The sequence below is a fragment of the Burkholderia seminalis DSM 23518 genome (assembly GCF_902832885.1).
Classification (GTDB): domain Bacteria; phylum Pseudomonadota; class Gammaproteobacteria; order Burkholderiales; family Burkholderiaceae; genus Burkholderia; species Burkholderia seminalis.
This window is the reverse complement of sequence record NZ_CADFDK010000002.1, coordinates 666,182-686,239: the sequence shown is the minus strand read 5'-3', so window position 1 is coordinate 686,239 and position 20,058 is coordinate 666,182. Positions and strand designations below refer to the sequence as shown.

The 20,058-nt window shown below is 61.9% G+C and carries 16 protein-coding genes; 7 read left to right on the top strand and 9 right to left on the bottom strand.

The window, feature by feature from the left end; genetic code table 11:
• Positions 1-74 precede the first annotated feature (74 nt).
• From HWX00_RS09610 to HWX00_RS09595, 4 genes are all read left to right on the top strand, one after another.
• Positions 75-506 (top strand): MarR family winged helix-turn-helix transcriptional regulator, encoded by a 432-nt coding sequence (locus HWX00_RS09610; RefSeq protein ID WP_034185643.1) that lies wholly within the window; start codon positions 75-77, stop codon positions 504-506.
• Between the two features lie 68 nt (positions 507-574).
• A complete protein-coding gene (locus HWX00_RS09605) occupies positions 575-1,669 on the top strand; it encodes an HlyD family secretion protein (RefSeq protein ID WP_059558506.1) in 1,095 nt (364 codons plus the stop codon).
• 13 nt (positions 1,670-1,682) lie between these two features.
• Positions 1,683-3,257, top strand: a complete 1,575-nt coding sequence (locus HWX00_RS09600) for a DHA2 family efflux MFS transporter permease subunit (protein ID WP_034185641.1) — start codon at positions 1,683-1,685, stop codon at positions 3,255-3,257.
• A 16-nt stretch (positions 3,258-3,273) separates the two neighbouring features.
• Complete coding sequence (locus HWX00_RS09595) at positions 3,274-4,704, top strand: efflux transporter outer membrane subunit (protein ID WP_059558509.1); 1,431 nt, start codon at positions 3,274-3,276, stop codon at positions 4,702-4,704.
• A 145-nt stretch (positions 4,705-4,849) separates the two neighbouring features.
• Here HWX00_RS09595 and HWX00_RS09590 read toward each other — a convergent pair whose 3' ends face one another.
• From HWX00_RS09590 to HWX00_RS09580, 3 genes are all read right to left on the bottom strand, one after another.
• The gene (locus HWX00_RS09590) at positions 4,850-5,260 is read right to left on the bottom strand and encodes a TIGR02594 family protein (RefSeq protein ID WP_175027483.1); all 411 of its coding nucleotides are present in this window, start codon (positions 5,258-5,260) and stop codon (positions 4,850-4,852) included.
• 270 nt (positions 5,261-5,530) lie between these two features.
• Positions 5,531-5,755: a hypothetical protein gene (locus HWX00_RS09585; RefSeq protein WP_034185638.1), complete on the bottom strand. Its 225-nt coding sequence runs from the start codon at positions 5,753-5,755 to the stop codon at positions 5,531-5,533.
• 279 nt (positions 5,756-6,034) lie between these two features.
• Complete coding sequence (locus HWX00_RS09580) at positions 6,035-6,238, bottom strand: cold-shock protein (RefSeq protein WP_034185637.1); 204 nt, start codon at positions 6,236-6,238, stop codon at positions 6,035-6,037.
• A 375-nt stretch (positions 6,239-6,613) separates the two neighbouring features.
• Here HWX00_RS09580 and HWX00_RS09575 point away from each other — a divergent pair, with 375 nt between their 5' ends.
• The 3 genes from HWX00_RS09575 (at position 6,614) to HWX00_RS09565 (ending at position 10,227) form a co-directional block, all read left to right on the top strand.
• Complete coding sequence (locus HWX00_RS09575; protein ID WP_069245868.1) at positions 6,614-7,525, top strand: LysR substrate-binding domain-containing protein; 912 nt, start codon at positions 6,614-6,616, stop codon at positions 7,523-7,525.
• 131 nt (positions 7,526-7,656) lie between these two features.
• Complete coding sequence (locus HWX00_RS09570) at positions 7,657-8,973, top strand: MFS transporter (protein WP_069704572.1); 1,317 nt, start codon at positions 7,657-7,659, stop codon at positions 8,971-8,973.
• A gap of 12 nt (positions 8,974-8,985) precedes the next feature.
• A complete protein-coding gene (locus HWX00_RS09565; RefSeq protein WP_175027456.1) occupies positions 8,986-10,227 on the top strand; it encodes a metal-dependent hydrolase family protein in 1,242 nt (413 codons plus the stop codon).
• A gap of 1,160 nt (positions 10,228-11,387) precedes the next feature.
• Here the strand turns inward: HWX00_RS09565 and HWX00_RS09560 are convergent.
• From HWX00_RS09560 to HWX00_RS09535, 6 genes are all read right to left on the bottom strand, one after another.
• On the bottom strand, positions 11,388-12,236 hold the full coding sequence (locus HWX00_RS09560; RefSeq protein WP_175027457.1) for a hypothetical protein: 849 nt from the start codon (positions 12,234-12,236) through the stop codon (positions 11,388-11,390).
• A 331-nt stretch (positions 12,237-12,567) separates the two neighbouring features.
• A complete protein-coding gene (locus tag HWX00_RS09555; protein WP_175027458.1) occupies positions 12,568-14,646 on the bottom strand; it encodes an AAA family ATPase in 2,079 nt (692 codons plus the stop codon).
• Positions 14,647-15,144: 498 nt separating this feature from the next.
• Positions 15,145-17,007, bottom strand: a complete 1,863-nt coding sequence (locus tag HWX00_RS09550; RefSeq protein WP_175027484.1) for a methyl-accepting chemotaxis protein — start codon at positions 17,005-17,007, stop codon at positions 15,145-15,147.
• A 152-nt stretch (positions 17,008-17,159) separates the two neighbouring features.
• Complete coding sequence (locus tag HWX00_RS09545) at positions 17,160-17,831, bottom strand: OmpA/MotB family protein (protein WP_175027459.1); 672 nt, start codon at positions 17,829-17,831, stop codon at positions 17,160-17,162.
• A gap of 57 nt (positions 17,832-17,888) precedes the next feature.
• A complete protein-coding gene (locus HWX00_RS09540) occupies positions 17,889-18,653 on the bottom strand; it encodes a flagellar motor protein (protein ID WP_034185630.1) in 765 nt (254 codons plus the stop codon).
• Between the two features lie 13 nt (positions 18,654-18,666).
• Positions 18,667-19,917 (bottom strand): Crp/Fnr family transcriptional regulator, encoded by a 1,251-nt coding sequence (locus HWX00_RS09535; protein ID WP_034185629.1) that lies wholly within the window; start codon positions 19,915-19,917, stop codon positions 18,667-18,669.
• Positions 19,918-20,058 lie beyond the last annotated feature (141 nt).

Genomic DNA, 20,058 nt, shown 5'->3' with positions numbered 1-20,058 from the left:
TGGTACAGCCACGACACCAATCTGATCCCGCCCCGCCCATCGCTTCACGCGATCCCCCGCCCTAACATGTGCACATGCACAAGACCACGCTCACCGACGACGATTGCTTTGCGGTCCGCCAGGCCGCCCGGCGAATCTCGCAGTTCTACGAGCGCTATCTGTCGCGCGCGGGCGTCACGCCGTCGCAGTACAGCATTCTCGCGCTGCTGCGCGACCAGCCCGGCCTCACGATGGCAACCTTGTCGAGCGTGCTGGTGATCGAACGCACCGCGCTGCTGCGCGCGCTCAAGCCGCTCGTCGGCGCGGCGCTGGTGACGGGCCGGATCGAGCCGCCGTGCCGCGGCCAGACGTTCGCGCTCACCGCGCACGGCGAAACCAAGGTCGCCGATGCGCACGTGCACTGGCTCGCCGCGCAGGAAGCATTCGAGCGGTGTTTCGGGTCGGCACAGGCGGCCCGCCTCAGAGACGAATTGTTCCGGATCACGCACAACCTGCCGGAACGCTGATCGACGACTTCCCCGACGGACGGCACGCCGTCTTTCGTTTTTATAAGTGCATATACATAGGTGAATCGATGGAAACGACCCAAGCCGCTGCCGCGTCACGCGAAGCAGCCACAACCGAGCAGCCCGCGAAGCAGCAACGCCGCGTGCCGTGGATGCGAATCGCGGTAGGCGCCGTCGTCGTCGTCGTGGCCGCGGCCGCGCTCGACTGGCTGTTCGTGCTGCGCTTCCAGGAGAGCACCGACGATGCGTACGTCGGCGGCGACGTGACCGTGCTCGCGCCGAAGGTCAGCGGTTTCGTCGACAAGATCCTCGTGACCGACAACCAGCGCGTGAAGGCCGGCGACGTGCTCGTGCAGCTCGACGCACGCGACTACGACGCGAAGCTCGCGCAAGCGAGCGCCGAAGTCGACAGCGCGCGCTCCGCCGTCACCGAACTCGAAGCGAAGCAGCAACTGCAATTCGCGGTGATCGGCCAGCACGCGGCGGACAAGAACGCGTCGTCGGCCGAACTGACGCGTGCCGCATCGGACCGCGTGCGCTACCGCGAACTCGTCAAATCCGACGCCGTATCGAACCAGATCGTCGAGCGCGCCGACGCCGATTACTCGAAAGCCGGCGCGGCCGTCGAACGCAGCGACGCCGCGCTGCTCGCCTCGAAGCGACAGCTCGACGTGCTCGGCGCGCAGCTCGCCGATGCACGGGCCCGCGTGAACACCGCGCTGGCCGCGCAGCGCGTCGCGGCGCTCAACGTCGAATACACGACGATCCGCTCGCCCGTCGACGGCTACGTCGGCAACCGCACGGGCCGTGTCGGCATGCTCGCGAACGTCGGCGTGCCGCTGCTGACCGTCGTGCCGGCTTCCGGACTGTGGGTCGATGCGAACTTCAAGGAAGACCAGCTGCGCAAGATGCGCGCGGGCGATCGCGTCGACGTGTCGCTCGATGCGTCGAGCACGAAACTGCATGGCCGCGTCGACAGCCTCGCGCCCGCGACCGGCGCGACCTTCAGCGTGCTGCCGCCCGAGAACGCGACCGGCAACTTCACGAAGATCGTCCAGCGCGTGCCCGTGCGCGTGCATCTCGATCCGCAACCCGGTATCGATCACGTGCTGCGCCCCGGCCTCTCCGCGGTCGTGACCGTGCACACCGACCACGCGAACTGAGCGGGAGCCGACGATGACCACCGCGTTTTCCGGCGACCCCGCGTCGCAACCGACGAAGCAGCGCGTATTCGCGTTCGCGCTGATGTGCGTCGGCTTTTTCATGGCGACGCTCGACATCCAGATCGTCGCGTCGTCGCTGCGCGACATCGGCGGCGGGCTTTCCGCGAGCCAGGACGAACTGTCGTGGGTGCAGACGGCCTACCTGATCGCCGAGATCATCGTGATCCCGATGTCGGGCTGGCTGTCGAAGGTGATGTCGACGCGCTGGCTGTTCGTTGCGTCGGCCGTCGGCTTCACGATCACCAGCATGCTGTGCGGGCTCGCGTGGGACATCAACTCGATGATTCTGTTTCGCGGGCTGCAAGGCGCGCTCGGCGCCGCGATGATCCCGACCGTGTTCACCACCGCGTTCGTGCTGTTCCCCGGCAAGCAGCGGCTGATCGCGTCGACGACCATCGGCGCGCTTGCCTCGCTCGCCCCGGCGATCGGCCCGGTGATCGGCGGCTGGATCACCGACCAATGGTCGTGGCACTGGCTGTTCTACCTGAACCTCGTGCCGGGCATCGCGGTGGCCGTGCTCGTGCCGCGCTACGTGCATATCGACGAGCCCGACCTGAGCCTCATCAAGCGCGGCGACTATCTCGGCATCGTGCTGATGTCCGGCTTTCTCGGCTGCCTCGAATACGTGCTCGAGGAAGGCCCGCGCAAGAACTGGTTCGGGGACGACGTGATCATCATCTGCGCATGGATTTCCGGCATCTGCGGCTTCCTGTTCCTCGTGCATGCGCTGACCGCGAAGGATCCGATCGTCGACCTGCGCGCGCTCGCCGTGCGCAACTTCGGCATCGGCAGCCTGCTGTCGTTCGTGACCGGTATCGGGATCTTCGTGACCGTGTTCCTGACGCCGCTGTTTCTTGCGCAGGTGCGCGCATTCAGCTCGCTGCAGATCGGCATCGCGCTGCTGTCGGTCGGGGCGTTCCAGCTGGTCGCGCTCTGCGCCTATGCGTTCGCCGCGCGCTTCTTCAGCCTGCGCGCGCTGCTCGTGTTCGGGCTGATCTGTTTCGGCCTCGGCTGCTACCTGTACACGCCGATCACGCACGACTGGGGCTGGCGCGAATTGCTGCTGCCGCAAGCACTGCGCGGCATCGGCCAGCAGTTCAGCGTGCCGCCGATCGTGACGATGGCGCTCGGCTCGCTGCCGCAGTCGCGGCTCAAATCCGCGAGCGGCCTGTTCAACCTGATGCGCAACCTCGGCGGCGCGATCGGCATCGCGGTGAGCGCGACGATGCTCAACGACCGGCTGAATTTTCACTATCTGCGCCTGAACGAGCACGTGAGCGCCGGCGAACCGCAGATCGCGTCGCTGCTCGATCGACAGGCCGCGTACTGGGGCTCCGTCGCAGGCAATACGCTGAATACCGCGCAGGCCGGGCTCGCGAACCTGCATCGGCTGATCTATCGCGAAGCGCTGACGCTCACTTATGCGGATGCGTATTACGCGCTGTCGCTGTGTTTCGTCGTCGCGCTGCTCGCCGTCGTGTTTTCCAAACCCATTACGTTGAACGCGCCGCCGCCGGACGCGCACTGAGGCCAAGGTCATCATCATGAAAAAGCTACTCGTCGCGCTGGCCGTCAGCGCATTCGCCGCCGGGTGCGCGGTGCAGCCCGCGCAGCATCCGGCGCTGTCCGAATCCGTCCAGACGCTCGCGCCCACCGCATGGGATACCGACGTGCCGCGCGCGGACATCGACGCCGCCGGCTGGTGGGCGCAATTCCACGATCCCGTGCTCGATCAACTGATCGCGACCGTGCTCGACGGCAACCTCGATCTGCAGGCCGCGGCAGAACGCGTGAAGCAGGCACAGGCGCTGACCGTGCAGAAACGTGCGGTGCTGCTGCCCGAACTCGACGCGACCGCGCACGCGTCCGACGCGCGGCAGAACACGCCGCCGCCGCTCGGCTACGTGCGGCAGGCAGGTGCCGGGCTCGCGCTGAGCTGGTCGCCCGATGTGTTCGGCGGCGAACGCCTCGACCTGCTCGCCGCGCAAGCTGAACTCGTCGGGCAGAAGCATGCGGAAGACGCGATGCGGCTCGCGCTGGCGGCCGATGCGGCATCCGCGTATGTCGATCTGCGCTGGGCGCAGCAGGAACTGAAGATCCTGCAGGACAACGCGAGGATTCGCCAGCATGCGCTCGAACTCACGCGCAAGCGGCAGGCGTTCGGGTTGTCGACCGAACTCGACGTGACCCGCGCGCAGAACCAGCTCGATGCGCTCGAAGCGCGGATTCCGCCGACGCAGGCGCAGATCTCGCATCAGCTCAACCTGATTGCCGTGTATTCGGGGCGCACGCCGGAAGCGGTCGACCGGCTCGTGCTGGCGCAGGCCGGGGAGATCCCGGCGCCGCCGATCGGGGCGCCGGGGACGCTGCCTTCGCAGGCGTTGTTGCGGCGGCCGGACGTGCTGACCGCCTATGCGCAGGTCGAACGGCGTGCGGCGCAAGTCGGTGTGGCGAAGGCCGAGCGGTATCCGAAGTTTTCGTTGAACCTGACGGACGGGATCCTGGCCGCGTCCTATCTCGGGTTGCCGACGTTGACCGACAACCTGTTCAGCGCGGCGCTGAGTGCGACGAGCCCGATTTTCAATGCGGGGCGGATTACCGCGGATATCTCGCAGAGCGAAAGCCGGATGCGCGAGTCGGAACTCGGGTTGCGGCAGACGATGCTGCAGGCATTGCGGGAAGTCGAGGATGCGCGCGCGAATCTCGTCAGCTCCGACGAGGCGACACGGAAGCTCGGTAGCGCGCTTTCCGCGTCGGACAAGGCGCTTGGATTGGCGAATCAGCTCTACAAGGGCGGTGCGACGGATTTTCTGGATGTGTTGTCGGCGCAGGAGGTGTATCTGCGGGATTCGGATTCGCTCAACCAGGTCAAGCGTGAGCATGCGCTGGCGGCGGTGGCGTTGTATCGGTCGCTGGGGGGTGGGTGGAGCAGGAATGACGCGGCCGGGGAGGTGGAGGCGGTGGCGAAGAACTAGGCGCGATCGCGATACGGTGCCGGCCGCTACATTGGCCGGCGCGCCGTGCATCAGCAGCACGATTCCGGACACTTGATCGACGACAACCCGATCGAGTCAACCGCCATCACGCGATTGCGAATTCGCACATGCCACCGCGACGCGGTCATCCCGCATCGGGCCAACGATAACCGATCACTTCGTTCAGCGGATACGCAAGCTCGCGCACCTCTTCCAGCTGATTGCCGCCGAACAGATGCACGTATTCGTCGTCGTGACGCAGATAGAACCCGACATGCCCTTTCCAGCTCGCCGGATCGTCGCGCGTCAGGATCGCGATGCAGCCGTAGACCGGCCGCTCCAGCGGCCGGCCCCATTCGAGCCATGAGCGCGCCAGTGCGGAGCCGGTGCCGCGGAATCCCGCGTGCGTCATGCACCAGTTGACGAAGGACGAACACCAGGAAATCTTGTCGTCGTAGCCGACCAGGTTCGTGTGGTTGTTGTACTCGACGATGCGCGGGTTGATGCTGCCGGGTGGATGGCGGCGGATACCGAGTTCGGCCAGCGCGACGCCCATCCATGGCGGATGGGCGGCCTCCGGGCTGCGCTCAGGATTGGACAGGGTCACGTCGTTCTCGGGCGAGTGTGATGTGCGTGCAATCTTCGCACGAATCCGAAGGTTGGCAGCGCCACTCACCGACGACGTCGAAAAAGGAAAATCCGGCAGCCCGAACCGGGCGCGCGGATGCAATCGGAAGGTAGAGAATCGATCGCACGCGAGGTTCGGGCGCGCGCTGTTGCGCGCCCGGGTAACTACATGCGCCGGGTGGGCACCACGGCGTTGTGGTTAGCCGCGCGTATCGACCCAGTTGCGTGCCCAGTGTGCCGAGTGCCGCAGTGCCTGCGCTTCACTCTCGAAGTAGTCGAGCGAATAGAACCGGTAGCGGCCTTCCGCGGACGCGCTATCGACGCGCTCGAGCAGCAGGTTGGCTGAAAAACTGCCGTCGGGCAGACGATGCGCCGAGGGCTGGACGGCATAGCCGTTATATCGATGATTTTGTATGTTTTGCATTTCTAATTTTAATAATGTTCGACTGCGCGCGTGCCGTGCGATATGTGCACGGATGCGCCGATTCAACGCCATTGCGCGCTGAATCTCAAGCAGTCGGAAAGCGAAAATAAGGCGCTGCGGCCGGAGGGGGAATGAAGTGCAACGAGACGTGTGACGCCGGGTTGGCCGCTGAATGAACAGAAGCAGCCACGAACACGCGCGCCAACTTTAGGAGACCAGGCTCCGTGAGGATGTCGCTGCGACCCGGCGCCCATCGTGGGAGGCCGGGCCCTTCAAACTTTACAGCGGCTGGATGTTGGCCGCTTGCAGACCCTTCGGGCCTTGCTTCGTCTCGAAGCTCACTTTCTGGTTTTCAGCCAGCGTCTTGAAGCCGTCGGCACGAATTTCCGAGAAATGAGCGAACAGGTCGTCGCCGCCGTTGTCCGGCGTGATGAAGCCAAAGCCTTTGCTGTCGTTGAACCACTTGACGATACCGGTATCCATGAAGATTCCTTGAGAAAAAAATAGAGAGATTTGCTCTGTTGAAGAGCGCGTGAAGCGTCAAGGAGGGAGAGGACAACGAATACCGCTGTGGAGAGCGAGCAATTGATGAACAGCAATCGGACTTCTTGGACTTCGATGCACACACTAACCGCCGGGCAGGTGCGCGTCAACAGATAACTTGTAACTGTTTCATCTCGCGATCCGCTTTTCGGGCGAATCGATGTGGCCCCAACCGGCTGCGCGCCTTGGCTGGCCTGGCGCGAATGGCACACGGTCCCCACGCGAATACGCCGATCGGCAACACCCTTCCCGCCGGATGATTTCCGCTCGATCCAACCGTATCATGTCGGTAGCCGCCTCCGATTCCCGCCTGCCATGCGCATCACGCCTCTCCCCCCACTGCAATGCCTCGTCGCGTTCGAAGCCGCCGTGCGGCATGCGAGCTTCACCAAAGCCGCCGCCGAACTGCACCTGACCCAAAGCGCGATCAGCCGCCAGATTCAACAACTCGAGGAATTCCTCGGCCGCTCGCTGTTCGTGCGCGAGCACCGCTCGCTGCGGCTGACGATCGCCGGCGAACAATACGCGGCACAGGTCCACCACCTGCTCACGCAATGCGCGGAAGCCACGCACGACGTGATGAAGCCATACGGCGATCTCGAACTGACGATCGCGTGCTCGTCCGGCGTCGCGGTGCTGTGGCTGACGCCGCGGCTGCCGCACTTTCGCGCCGCGTATCCGAACATCAAGCTGCGCCTGATCGTGCGCGATGCGCTCGCATCGATGTCGCCGGCGGAATTCGACGTCGGCGTCTACTACGTGCGTCAGCAGACGCCGGCCGAATACACCGCGCGCCGGCTGTTCGACGAGGAAGTGTTTCCCGTCTGCGCGCCGGGCTATCTGGCCGGCCGCACGCTGGACGCGGCCGATCTCGCGAACGAAACGCTGCTGCGCCTCGAGGACGGCCAGCGCCAATGGATGTCGTGGTCCGAATGGTTCGACATGAACGACGTCGACCGGCAGAAGGCGCAACCGCAGGACATCACGATCAACTCCTATCCGCAGATCGTGCAGATGACAATTCTCGGCCAGGGCGTGTCGCTCGGCTGGCGCTACATGATCGACGCATGCATCGAAGCGGGCCTGCTCGTGCGCGTGACGGAAGCGTCCGCGAGCCATGGCGGCGGCTATTACGTGATCTCGCCGAACGACCGCGTGCAGAACCAGGCCGCCCGCCTGTTCACGCGCTGGCTGTTCGAACAGGCGGAGCAGCAGACCGCGCCCTGACGCTCCGGGCGCGATGCATGCGTACAGCGCATGCGTGCATGCGAATCTTTCGTTTCAGAAAAAAATCCGGCTGTCCGTAGCATGGGATTCACGCGGGGCAGTCGTCCCGGCTTCTGACAAAGGAAAAGACCATGCAAGGAACGCTTTCCCCGCGCGCCGCGCCTGCCGTCGATGCGGCCGTGCAGCAACGCCGCCGCGCCATCGTCGCGACCGTGATCGGCAACGGCCTCGAATGGTTCGACTTCACCGTCTACAGCTTCTTCGCGGTGATCATCGCGAAGCTGTTCTTCCCGACCGGCAACGAACTGACGTCCGTGCTGCTGACCGTCGCGACGTTCGGCGTCGGCTTCTTCATGCGGCCGGTGGGCGGGATCGTCCTCGGCGTGTATGCGGACAAGGTCGGACGCAAGGCCGCGCTGTCGCTCACGATCCTGCTGATGGCGGCCGGCACGGCGCTCATCGGGATCGCGCCGACCTACGAGCAGGCCGGCATCGCCGCGCCGCTCCTGATCGTCGTCGCGCGGCTGCTGCAAGGTTTCTCGGCCGGCGGCGAGATGGGCGGCGCCACCGCGTTCCTTACCGAATACGCGCCGCCGGAGAAGCGCGCGTATTACTCCAGCTGGATCCAGTCGAGCATCGGCTTCGCGGTGCTGCTCGGCGCGGCGACCGGCACGTTCGTCACGACATCGCTCGACACGCAGGCACTGCACAGCTGGGGCTGGCGGTTGCCGTTCCTGCTCGGAATCATCGTCGGGCCGGTCGGTTACTTCATCCGCAGCCACATCGACGAGACGCCCGCGTTCAGCGCCGTCGAATCGCAGGTGAAGGAAAGCTCGCCGCTGAAGGAGGTGCTGTCCACCTACCCGCGCGAGACGTTCGCGAGTTTCTCGATGGTCATCCTGTGGACCGTCTGCACCTACGTGCTGCTGTTCTACATGCCGACCTATTCCGTGCGCACGCTGCATCTGCCGCAATCGACCGGCTTCGCGGCCGGCATGATCGGCGGGCTGATGATCATGTGCTGCTCGCCGATCGTCGGCCGGCTCGCCGATGTGTGGGGACGGCGCGTGTTCCTGTCCGGCTCGGCGCTCGCGATCCTCGTGCTCGCGTGGCCGATGTTCGCGTGGATCAACCATGCGCCCGGGTTCGCGTCGCTGATCGTGTTCCAGGCCGTGTTCGGCGTGCTGATCGCGACCTATACGGGGCCGATCCTCGCGGCGTTCGCTGAGCTGTTTCCGACCAAGGTGCTGTCGACCGGGCTCTCCGTTGCGTACAACTTCGCGGTGACGATCTTCGGCGGGTTCGCGCCGTTCCTGATCACGTGGCTCATCGCCCGCACGGGCAGCAACATGGCGCCGGCGTTCTACGTGATGCTCGCGGCGGCCGTCAGTTTCGTCGGCACGCGCTTCGTGAAGGATGCGAAGCGTGCGGCCTCCACGACTCGATAAGGATTTTTCCATATGACCATTACCGTGCTGCAAGGCGGCGACGTGCTCGACCTCGAACGAGGCGTGTTGCTCGAACATCATCATGTCGTGATCGAAGGCGAACGGATCGTCGAAGTCACCGATCGGCCGGTGGATTTGCCGAATGCGCAGGTGATCGACGTGCGCGGCAAAACCGTGATGCCGGGGTTCATCGATTGCCATGTGCATGTGCTGGCTTCGAATGCGAATCTTGGCGCGAATGCGACGCAGCCGAATATTCTTGCGGCGATCCGGTCGCTGCCGATTCTCGATGCGATGTTGTCGCGCGGGTTTACCAGCGTGCGGGATGCCGGGGGCGCGGACTGGAGTTTGATGCAGGCGGTCGAGACGGAGCTGATTCCGGGGCCGCGGATTTTTCCGTCGGGGAAGGCGTTGTCGCAGACCGGCGGGCATGGGGATTTTCGGCCTCGGGGGGATTTGCTGGAGCCCTGCTCCTGCTGTTTCAGGACGGGGGCGATTGCGCGGGTCGTCGATGGGGTTGAAGGTGTACGGCTTGCCGTGCGTGAGGAGATTCAGAAAGGCGCGACGCAGATCAAGATCATGGCGTCAGGCGGCGTGGCTTCGCCGACCGATCCGATTGCGAACACACAGTATTCGGAGGACGAGATTCGGGCGATCGTCGACGAGGCCGAGGCCGCGAATACGTATGTGATGGCGCATGCCTATACGGGGCGAGCGATTGCGCGGGCCGTGCGATGCGGCGTGCGGACGATCGAACATGGGAATCTCGTCGATGAAGCGGCCGCGAAGATCATGCATGAGCATGGGGCGTTCGTGGTGCCGACGCTCGTCACTTATGACGCACTGGCCAAACATGGGGCGGAGTTCGGGATGCCGGCGGATTCCATCGCGAAGGTGGCTTCCGTCCAGCAGAAGGGACGCGAGTCGCTTGAGATTTATGCGAAGGCCGGCGTGAAGATGGGGTTCGGGTCGGACCTGCTTGGCGAGATGCATGCGTTTCAGTCTGGGGAGTTTCGGATTCGCGCGGAAGTGCTCGGGAATCTGGAAGCGCTCAGGTCGGCGACGACGGTGGCGGCGGAGATTGTGAATATGCAGGGGCAGCTTGGGGTGGTTGCCGTGGGGGCGATCGCCGACCTCGTCGTGCTGGATGGGAATCCGCTTGAGGATATTGGGGTCGTGGCTGATGAAGGCGCGCGGGTCGAGTATGTGTTGCAGCGGGGGGCGGTTGTGAAGCGGCGTGCCGGCGGGCGTTGATGTGAATTCATGCCGCGACTTCGGCAGGCGCGGTGCTGCCTCACGGACCACGCGGTCGTGACAGTTATCGAAGACGGCAGTGGGTGTGAGTCACGGCGTTTGCGGCAATGGCCGGGCGGCGTCGCCCCGGCCGTCAGTCGTGTTCATGCGACGCCTGCCTTCCATTCGCCAGAGCCGCATCAAACGGCCCGTGCAGGTGTTATAGCGGCGACGGCCCCCGGCCAGGTTCGTGGTATGGCTGCTCTTGGAGTGCCGGCGCCAGCCATTGTCGACGCCTTATCTGCGTTGCCAGCAAACTCAAAGGCCGGTGGCCCCCTCGGCGCGATCAACACGGTTAGGCGCTACGCTCCTTGCCCTTTGTGTTTCGACTTCCGCCAGAATTCGCTTGCCTACCGCGCCGTAAAAGCGCAGCCCAGTAGAACAACCACGGACACGTAACGTGACCGTGCGTAAAAGGAATATCTTTCTTTGAGATGCGCTGATTGCATCCCAGGGTATGGAAATCGCGGGAAGTCGCAAGTTCAAGGGAAAGCCGGGGCGTATCCACAAGTGTTGAGGATAGAGTTCAACGGCCACGGTGAAGCTCGTCCATTTTGCTCGGCATGAAGCCCAGCGATAGGAGCCATTGGAGACTGGCCTCTCGTTCGGGGCATCCCGCCTCGTCTTGTACCGCTCAAGATCCTTCCAGCCGGACAGCCACCGCACTACCTGGAGCCCGGAACCAAAGAAAACAATTACGACAAAGAAAAATCGGACGGTATCGAGCATATTCCGTGGCGTTAGGACGCACCCGCCATGAATCGCTTCGTCGGGTGCAGGTTGCCGACCACTCGTGCAGTGTGGGGACGAAGACTCGTTCGGGCAAGAGGCACCCTTTCTTACCGGGAATTCCCGGGCCCACTAATCGTGATCGCCCGCTTTGCGGATCAAGGATACCTAAATCTTGATAGCGCCGAAGGACCAGAACGGTTCGAACGCGGGCAGTCATGGTCGGCTGCTTTCGACCCACTACGGTCAAAGGATCTTCTCCAAAGCGGTCAGCCAGTCGAATCGAGGTTTCGCGAACTGGGGCACCCCAAAGCGGCCGGTGGCGATCTCACACAACGGACCATAGTCGGTCGCCCACACCATGGTCGCCGCCTAGACTGTCGCCTCGGGTGTTACTGACCGGCCGCCTTCGCGACTTCAGCGTTGCGACGTTGATCCGGAGAGAAGTCATGCCACCATAGCTTGGTCAAAGTTGGGTCGTACACCCATGGATGGTCAAGCACCTCATATGATTTTAGGCGGCGACCCCGCAGAAAGATCTTCTGCTCTTCATTGGGAACGTTCGGAGGCCAGTAGACGCCAAAGTGCTGTAGATTCATGTGCTCATAGACTTTGGCGACTTGAGGCGCTCCGCCGATATCTCTGAACTTCTCGGATGAGAGTACTTCGAAGAACGCCACCGCCGGTGTCATATCGAGTCTTGGGCGTTTCACCCTGCTTTGCTTGAGAATTTCGGAAATCCGCCGGACGGTCGCTTTGACAGGTTCCGTGTCTCCTACGTACGCGATCGACTCTCTGCCGTAAGACTTGGGGTGAGTCGATACAAACTCATTGCGTTTTGACTGGAACTCAATCCGCCGCACAAAGAAATCCTTCCTGCGCGCTGAATAGCCCGCAAAGACAAACGAGCACTCCGGGACTGCCATGGAAGGATTGGCGGGATCTGTTACGAAGGAGAGTGAGTCATTCAGCATCTGGAGGATCCGATCGCAGAGGTCCGCCACATCTACAACTCGATCCCGCAAGTTGACGAACGATTCTACGTAAGAGGAAATCTGGGCAATTAATGGGTACGTCCAGGATGTGTCTCCAGCGAACGCAATGACAGCGTCACTCCGGCCAATACCAAATATCTTGGGACCATAGTCCCAGAGCTTTCCACCGCTAAGTCTGCTGTCAGACAGCATCCACAGTTCACGACCAGTCCCGGTCGTTCTAGTCCAAGCGACTACGAGTGTCATGGGCGATTCCAATCAGGAGGATCAATTACACGATAACAACAGCGCTGACCTAAGTCAGCTCTTCGCTGCAAAGCAGACGTTAACAATCAATGTCCGAATGGCTGAGACGGGTCTGCTACCCACACTGGACGACGACCTCGAGCGGCCGCCGATGGTCGAACGCGGCCGGCCGCCGCCCTGTGACGCGCGACCGGCGCAGATCGACCCAGTTCGGCCATTGGATGCAAATCCCATCAGTGTCGGCTCTTGCTGATTTACCTGCCGAGGCCTGTTGTCGTTAGAAGCGAACCATATCAAAAGACGAAAAAGCACGGCAAAGTGAAGACGCGAACTAAGCAGTAAGGATCTTCGTGATGACGTCGTGCATACCTGGCGGCTGGAATCCAGCATCTCTCATGCTTGCAATTATGAGATTTCGCAGAGTTTCGTACTTCGCGGCGCCGTCCAACTGCTCTGCAAACCGCCGCAGCACGCTCCTTCCCATAAACTTCTTTCTCCACGTGTCCGCAGCAAGAGCTTTTTCAAACTCTAACTTGAGATTCGCCTCCATAACAGATAACTTGTCGACTGTGCAGTCCTCGGCAGCTATCTTGCAAAGTCGATCCTTGGAACGCGCAATAGCGGCCTCCAACAGCGGAGCAATCTCGGTATTGCGCGGGTCAGTCGAAAGGTCAATCGAACCGACGAGCCTCTTATTGATCTCCGACGCCATTCGGTGCCGAATAAGATCGGCCAACGAGTCCTGTGCGCAGGTGCGTAGGCAGACATAAACATCCTCTTCTGATTGAAATTTGCTTACGCCAAGATCCCTAACGACTTTTAAGATAAATTTAGCCTCAATGAGATAATTTTCAATGTGGTAAACATCCCATGCAAAGCTTTGCGCCGACGCACCTGAAGCTTCCGCTGCATTATCAGAATCGACAATGGAAAAAATCTTCATTGGAATTTGCCCCTTTTCAAGGGCGGCATCCAGAATTCCGTGAAGTCCACGAACGCGCTGCTTGCTTCCCGCGGAAATGGTATTAACAGCCTGTTGAAACAAAGGAAAGAGTGAATTCGTCATCCGTTGGTCAAACTCAGAATTCTCTCCCTCAAATATAACCAGTTTTGCGTTTGGCCTATAAGCAGCGAGATCTCCAACCAGATCGATAACCGCACGCTCCAAGCCTTCCTTGGCAAGAAGGGGCGTCAATTGTTCGTCGCCGCCGACAGTGGCGCCTTGCATATGAAATACCGAGTAACCTTCGTGACCAACAGCTTCTCTAAGCAATGCATCCGAATGAGTGATTAGCCATATCTGATTATCGAGGGCGCAACCTAAGTGTCGATGATAGAAATGAGGTAGCCCCTTTATCAAACGCGGATTCAAATGAAGCTCTGGTTCATCAAGCAGAATCACAGAGAAGCGAGGTGCCGAGTTTCGAAGTCTCAAATAACCGTAGAGAACCTCCTTTTCACCTGCACTTAACTCGTTGAGGTCGTGTGTCGCCCCGTCTGCGGTTCGAACTGGAAAAGCGAGGGTACCGTCTGGGGTAGGCTGAGGCCCTAGGAACTCCTTTTCCGGAAAGAATGTTCGGAACAGTTCCTTCAGCGTATTTGACAGAGACTCCCCCTCTCCAGCCTTATTTCCCGCTTCGTTGGCGAGAACCTCTTTGATGTATGAGGCGGCCATTTCCGATTTAACGTTGGCGTACTTGTTTATGTAGTTGTATAGCGCATGTTGGCTCTTTTGTTGCTCTATAGCGTCAAGATTTAGATTAATTCCCTGCAGAGTTTCACGGCCATACATTCGATGAGGACCGTGATAATCGATTACCCCAAGAAAACTCGGCCGAAATGTGCCGAAGATGATCTCCAATATCTTGCTTGGGCGCACATGAGGAGGTTGCCCAATGGGAAGAACAAATTCACCAATGATTCGACCACTTTTCAATTCTTCAACCAATGCGGCGACCTGTAGCTCGGTTTGCTCTCTTATTTCGTGTTCGTGATCACGCAGGTGAGCCGCCAAGGATACAGCGCGGAAAGACGACCACGCGTAGAGTTCGGGATAGCGGGATCGCCATATCGACTGCCGCACAAGGTCCTCGCAATTCGCCGTGATGTAGGCTCGCTCATCAGAGTGAATGGTGAATTCGCAGGTGATTCTTAATTCAGCATCGGGCGTATTCAGAAGATTCACCAAATCATTTCGATTGGAGAAATTAATTTGAAATTCGCCCATCCATTGGTGCCACTCATTCTGCTGGTAGCCACCATAGACCGATTTAAGTAGCCGGATTGCATCTAAAACACAGGACTTGCCGGAACCGTTTTGACCGGCTATCACCACCATGTTTCCGAGGTCACGGATGACGGCAGATCGAATGCCACGGAAGTTTCGAATATTCAGAGCTTCAATTTTCATTGGATTCACCCCCTACAGTGACGCAATTGTGCGGCGCAACAATGATTCAATATTCATTCTACGCTTTACGCCTATTTCCTGTCGTGCTTGATGGGGTCTCGCCGCGCCTCAATGATCTCCTCTGCTATGCCGGTCACCGATGGCGCTTGTTGCCGGACCCATATCGGTCCAATCGCAGGATGAAGCGGACGTTCAAATTGTGCCTCGGCCCGAAAGGCGAGCGACCGCAATTAGCCGAACGCAGACAATGCGTCCGACAATCCGGTACCAAAACTGTGCTTCCTATTGAACAATGTCACTCAAGATAAGAATCCGGCGGCGACTTTCGCCACCATCGCAGCAATGACAGTGACAAACACCACCACATCCACCTCAGCCCTTCGATCTGGAAATGCGTTTCATTTCCCTAATCGCCACAAATCCGGCACCCACAAGCAAAACGGCTGCCGCAGCCTCACGGCAGCCGTCCTCAGAAACGTCCCAACCCCAAACCACCCCTTACGCATCCACCTTAAAAGCCGAAACCAACTTGGTCAATTCCGCCGCCTGCTGCTTCAAACTCTCCGCCGCTGCCGCGCTTTCCTCGACCAAAGCCGCATTCTGCTGCGTCATCTCATCGAGCGACTGCACCGCATCCCCGATCTGATCGATCCCGGCGCTCTGCTCCAGGCTGGCCTCGGCAATCTCGCTCATCATCGCGCTCACGCCTTGAACCTGCGAGACAACGTCGCTCATCACCTTCCCCGCCTCGCTCACCAGCCGCGACCCGGTATTCACCGTCCCCGCGCTATGCTCGATCAGCGCCTTGATCTCCTTCGCCGCCTGCGCACTGCGCTGCGCCAGATTCCGCACCTCCGAAGCAACAACAGCAAACCCGCGCCCCTGCTCCCCCGCCCGAGCCGCCTCCACCGCGGCATTCAGCGCCAGAATATTCGTCTGAAACGAAATACTGTCGATCATCACGATGATCTCGGAGATACGCTGCGACGCGTTGCTGATCTGCTCCATCGTCGTCACGACCTCGCCCACCACCTGCCCGCCACGCGCCGCCGTATCCGATGCGCCGTTGATCATCTTCGCGGCCGTCGTCGCCGTCTCGGTGTTGTTGCGCACCACGGCCGTGATCTCTTCCATCGACGAAGCCGTCCGCTCCAGGTTGCTCGACTGCCCTTCGGTACGCTCGCTCAGATCCGCATTCCCCGAAGCAATCTGCGCCGACCCGGTCGCAATCGACGCCGACGCCGCGCGAATCCGGTGCACGAGCGTCGACAGCGATGACACGAACCGGTTGAACGCATCCGACAACTGCCCGATCTCGTCCTGGCTCTCGACCGTCATCCGGCGCGTCAAATCGCCCTGACCACTGGCGATCTCCGACAGCAGCGTCGCCGCCCGACGAATCGGCGCGGCAATCGCACGGCCCACCAGCCAGATCACCAGCAGCGCAACCGCGAGGCCCACCACCGCCGCAACCAGCGCCGCGCTGCGAATGGCGCGCGTCACCGGCCCGAGCAATTCAGCCTGCGGTACTTCGACGACCACATACGCATTCAGCTCCGGAATGAACGACGTCGCGATGAAGCGCGCGCCGCCGTCGCCGTCGTAACTGAGGTACGCGTACGGTTTGCCGGCGAGCAGCGTCGACGACGCATCGCCCGGCAGCCCTGGCTGATCCTTCAGGAAATGCTTGCCGTCGATCAGCGACGTATCGCGATGCATCATGAACGCGCCGTCGGGACGCACGAGATACGCGAACCCGGTCTGGCCGATCCGGTAGGCCGAGATGCCCTTCGCAAGCGCATCCACGGACAAGCTCATGCTCGCCGCGCCGATCGGCGCGCCGTCGAGTTCCACGCGGCTGTTGATGAACATCATGTAGCCGCCGACGGTCACCTCGCGATCCATGTTCACGTCAAATGCCTTGCCCGACGACAGGAAACGCGTCAGCCACTGATCCTTGTCGGTCACCTTCCGCTGCAGGCCGGCTTCGTTGTAGTAGTTGCCGCTCTTCACCGACACCCACTGCACGGACGCGGCCTTCTGCTCGTCCTTCACGTTCTTCGCGAGCTGGATCCAGTTGCGCGTGCCGGCGTCGGGTTCGCCGTCGGCTTCCCATTGCAGCAGGAACGCATCGCGCGCGAGAATGCGCGACGCGGCGATCGGGCCGGCCATCTGGCGCTGCACGTCGGCACGAATGCCGTTCACGGCGGTCGGCAACTCTTCACGGACGACGCGATCGCGCACCGCGTTGCCGATCAGACGAACGCTGAGCCCGCTCGAAATCGCGACAAACACGAGCAGGCAACTCGTCATGCTGAGAATCAGCTTGTTCTGAATGGAAAGCTTGCGCCAGAAGTGCATGGGGAACCCTCGGTAACCGCTCGGTCTGAGCCAGTTTGGGTTATCGGCATGCACGCGCGGAATCGCATCGCTGATTTCAGATATCGACCATGCGAGATTCGTTATGTTGATGACGGGCGGACATAAGCGTCGACCCATACGCAAGGATCGGATCAGTACGCAACGAAAATCGTGACGCGCCGATTCCTTGCCCTTGATGCGGCGTCGTCCCCCACAACGAGCGGCTGCGTATCGCCCCGCCCGATCGCCGCCAGCCGATGCGGCGCCACACCGCGCTCCGTCAGGTAGCGCACCACACTCCCCGCACGCGCCGACGATAGCTCCCAGTTCGATTCGTATTTCGCGTTGGCAATCGGCACATTGTCCGTGTGGCCTTCGACGAGGATGTCGCCGGTTGCGTGCGCGCTCAGTGCCTGCGCGATCTGGTTCAGCACCGGCGACGAATCGGGCAGCAGGCGCGCATCGCCGACATTGAACAGGATCTTCGCATCGATGCCGATCTCGACGCCGTGCGGCGCCTTCACCAGCGAGATCCGGCCATTCGACTTCAACGAATCGAGCAGCGCGAGCCACGGCGGTGGCGCACGGTCGGGTTTCACGGTGTCGGCAGCACTGGCAGCGCTTCCGGCCTGCCGCGCTAGCGTCTGGAAGCGCGCATCGAGCGCGTTGTATTTCGCGAGCTGCAGCACATACAGCGCGAGAAACAGCACCATCAGCGTCGTGATGAGATCCGCGTACGAAATCAGCCAGCGTCCGGATTGCGCGCCTTCGAGTTCGTCATCGTCGCGATCGGCCGCGGATGCGCCGTCAGTTCGAGCTGTCATGCGGTCGAGAATCCCGGTTCGTCATATAGCGCTGGCACCTGAACGCGCACACATCCATCAAGCAAGCGATTCCGCCGCCCGCCCGCGCACATCGCCGGTCAGGCGCGTTTCGATAGTGTGCGGCGACTCCCTGCGCGAAATCGCGAGCAAGCCGTCGAGATACAGCTTGCGGAACCGCATCTCGCTGTCGATCTGCGCGCGCAGCTTGCCGTACAGCGGCAGAAACACGAGGTTTGCAAACGCGAGCCCGTAGAGCGTCGCGACGAACGCCACCGCGATGCCCGGCCCAAGCTGCGCGGGTTCGAGAATATGGCTCGTCACCTGCACGAGCCCGAGCACCGAGCCGAGAATGCCGAACGTCGGCGCATAGCCGCCGGCCTGCTGCCACACGCGCACGGCGGCGAGGCGGCTGCGCTCGTACGCATCGAGTTCGCGCTGCAACGCATCCTCGAGCACGGCGGTCGACACGCCGTTCGCCAGCAGTTCCAGCCCGCGGCGCGCGAACGGATGAATGCCGCTTACGTCCATCGATTCGAACGCGAGCAGCCCGTCGAGCTTCGCGCGGTCGCCCCATTCGAGCAGGTCGGACAGGTTCTTGCGATCGACCTCGCGCGCGCGCACGAACGCGAGCCGCAGCTGCTTCACCGCATCGAAGAAGCGTGCCCACGTGTTCTGGATCATCACCGCGCCGAGCGTGCCGCCGAGCACGATCACGAGCGCCTCGAACTGAAACAGCATCGAGAAATGACCGCCTTCCAGCGCGAAACCGAACACGATCGCCGCGCCGCCGAGCACCACACCGGCCAGGGTCAACAGATCCATACGCCTCCCCGTCTCATGCATCCGACGACGACGTGGACGCCACCGGCGCCACGCCCGCCGCAGGCGCCTTCGCCGCACGCACGGCATCCAGCACGCGCTGCTCGATTTCCTCGACCTCGATCGGGTCGAGCTTGATCTCGCGGCGCATCACCCATGACACCTCGTTGCGCCGCGCCTCGGTCATCACGGAAAACAGCTTGTCGGCCACCGCGCGATCGTCGAGGTTCGCGATCAGCTTCGCGAGATCGTACGTGTCGAACGCGCTGATCACGTCGAACAACGTGCGCTGGTCGACCCACACGAGATCCTCCAGCGCGCGCACGTCGCCGCCGCGCCGCGCGTTGCGCCGCGAGAAGTACGCAACGCCCTTCTGCTCGACGTAACTGAGCACCTTCGATTTGCGGAACGCGAACACTTCGTCGGCGATCTCGCCGTTCGACAGCTTGTTGAGCAGCAGCGTCTTGTCGACGCCGATCAGCGATTCGAGATCGGCCAGTTCGATGAGTTCGAGTTCGCTGTTGATCGACAGGTCGAGATCGTGATCGGCGACCTGCTGCGCGCGATCGATGATGCGCGCGGCGTCGAACGTGACGACCTGACGCGCGTCCGACGAAGCCGCGTAGTCGACGGCACCGCCGGCACCGTCGGATTGCGCGGCTTCGATCGTGACGAGATTGAGTTTCTCCATGCGGCGCAGCATCGCGAGCACGTGCGGGCGCGAGTGGCCGGCAATCGCGCGGCATTTGCGGATCACCTCGGCGAGCGGCACGGAAGCTTCGGCGGCATGCGCCTGCATCGGCCGGCGCGCCCATGTATCGCCCGCGTCGCGCGTGTCGGCGCCCGCCATCAGCGACAGCACGTGCGCATACGACAGCACGCCCGGCATGAAGTCGGCATGCGTGTAAGTCGCAAGCTGGTCGTCCTTGCGCTTCACGCGGCGGATCATGGTTCGCACGATATGGCGCAGCAGCGCGGACACGCGCTCGATTTCATCGTCAAGCATGCCGGCCGGCACGACCGTGAGCTGACAGAACGACAGCGCCTTCGCGGTATGCGCGCGCGGCTCGGCCGCGAGCAGCGCCGATTCGCCGAAGAACTCGCCGCGGCCGAGCGTCGCGACGATCACGCGCTTGTCGTCGCAGCGCGTGGACAGCTCGACCTTGCCGTCGGTAATGAGGAAGATGACGGGCTCGCCGGCGAAGCCCTCGGAATAAATGATTTCTCCGGGCGCCGCCGTACGCGTCCACGATTGCTGACGATTCAAGTCGATTCCCCTGCTGCGCTGGTTGTTGCGGACTGCGCGTCGCCCGTCGAAAGCGCGCGATCGCGAGTCGTCCCCGTGACTCGTTTACGTCATTGGGCTCAACATCCTTTAGGGAATTCGTCCTCGTTTCCGACCGAAATC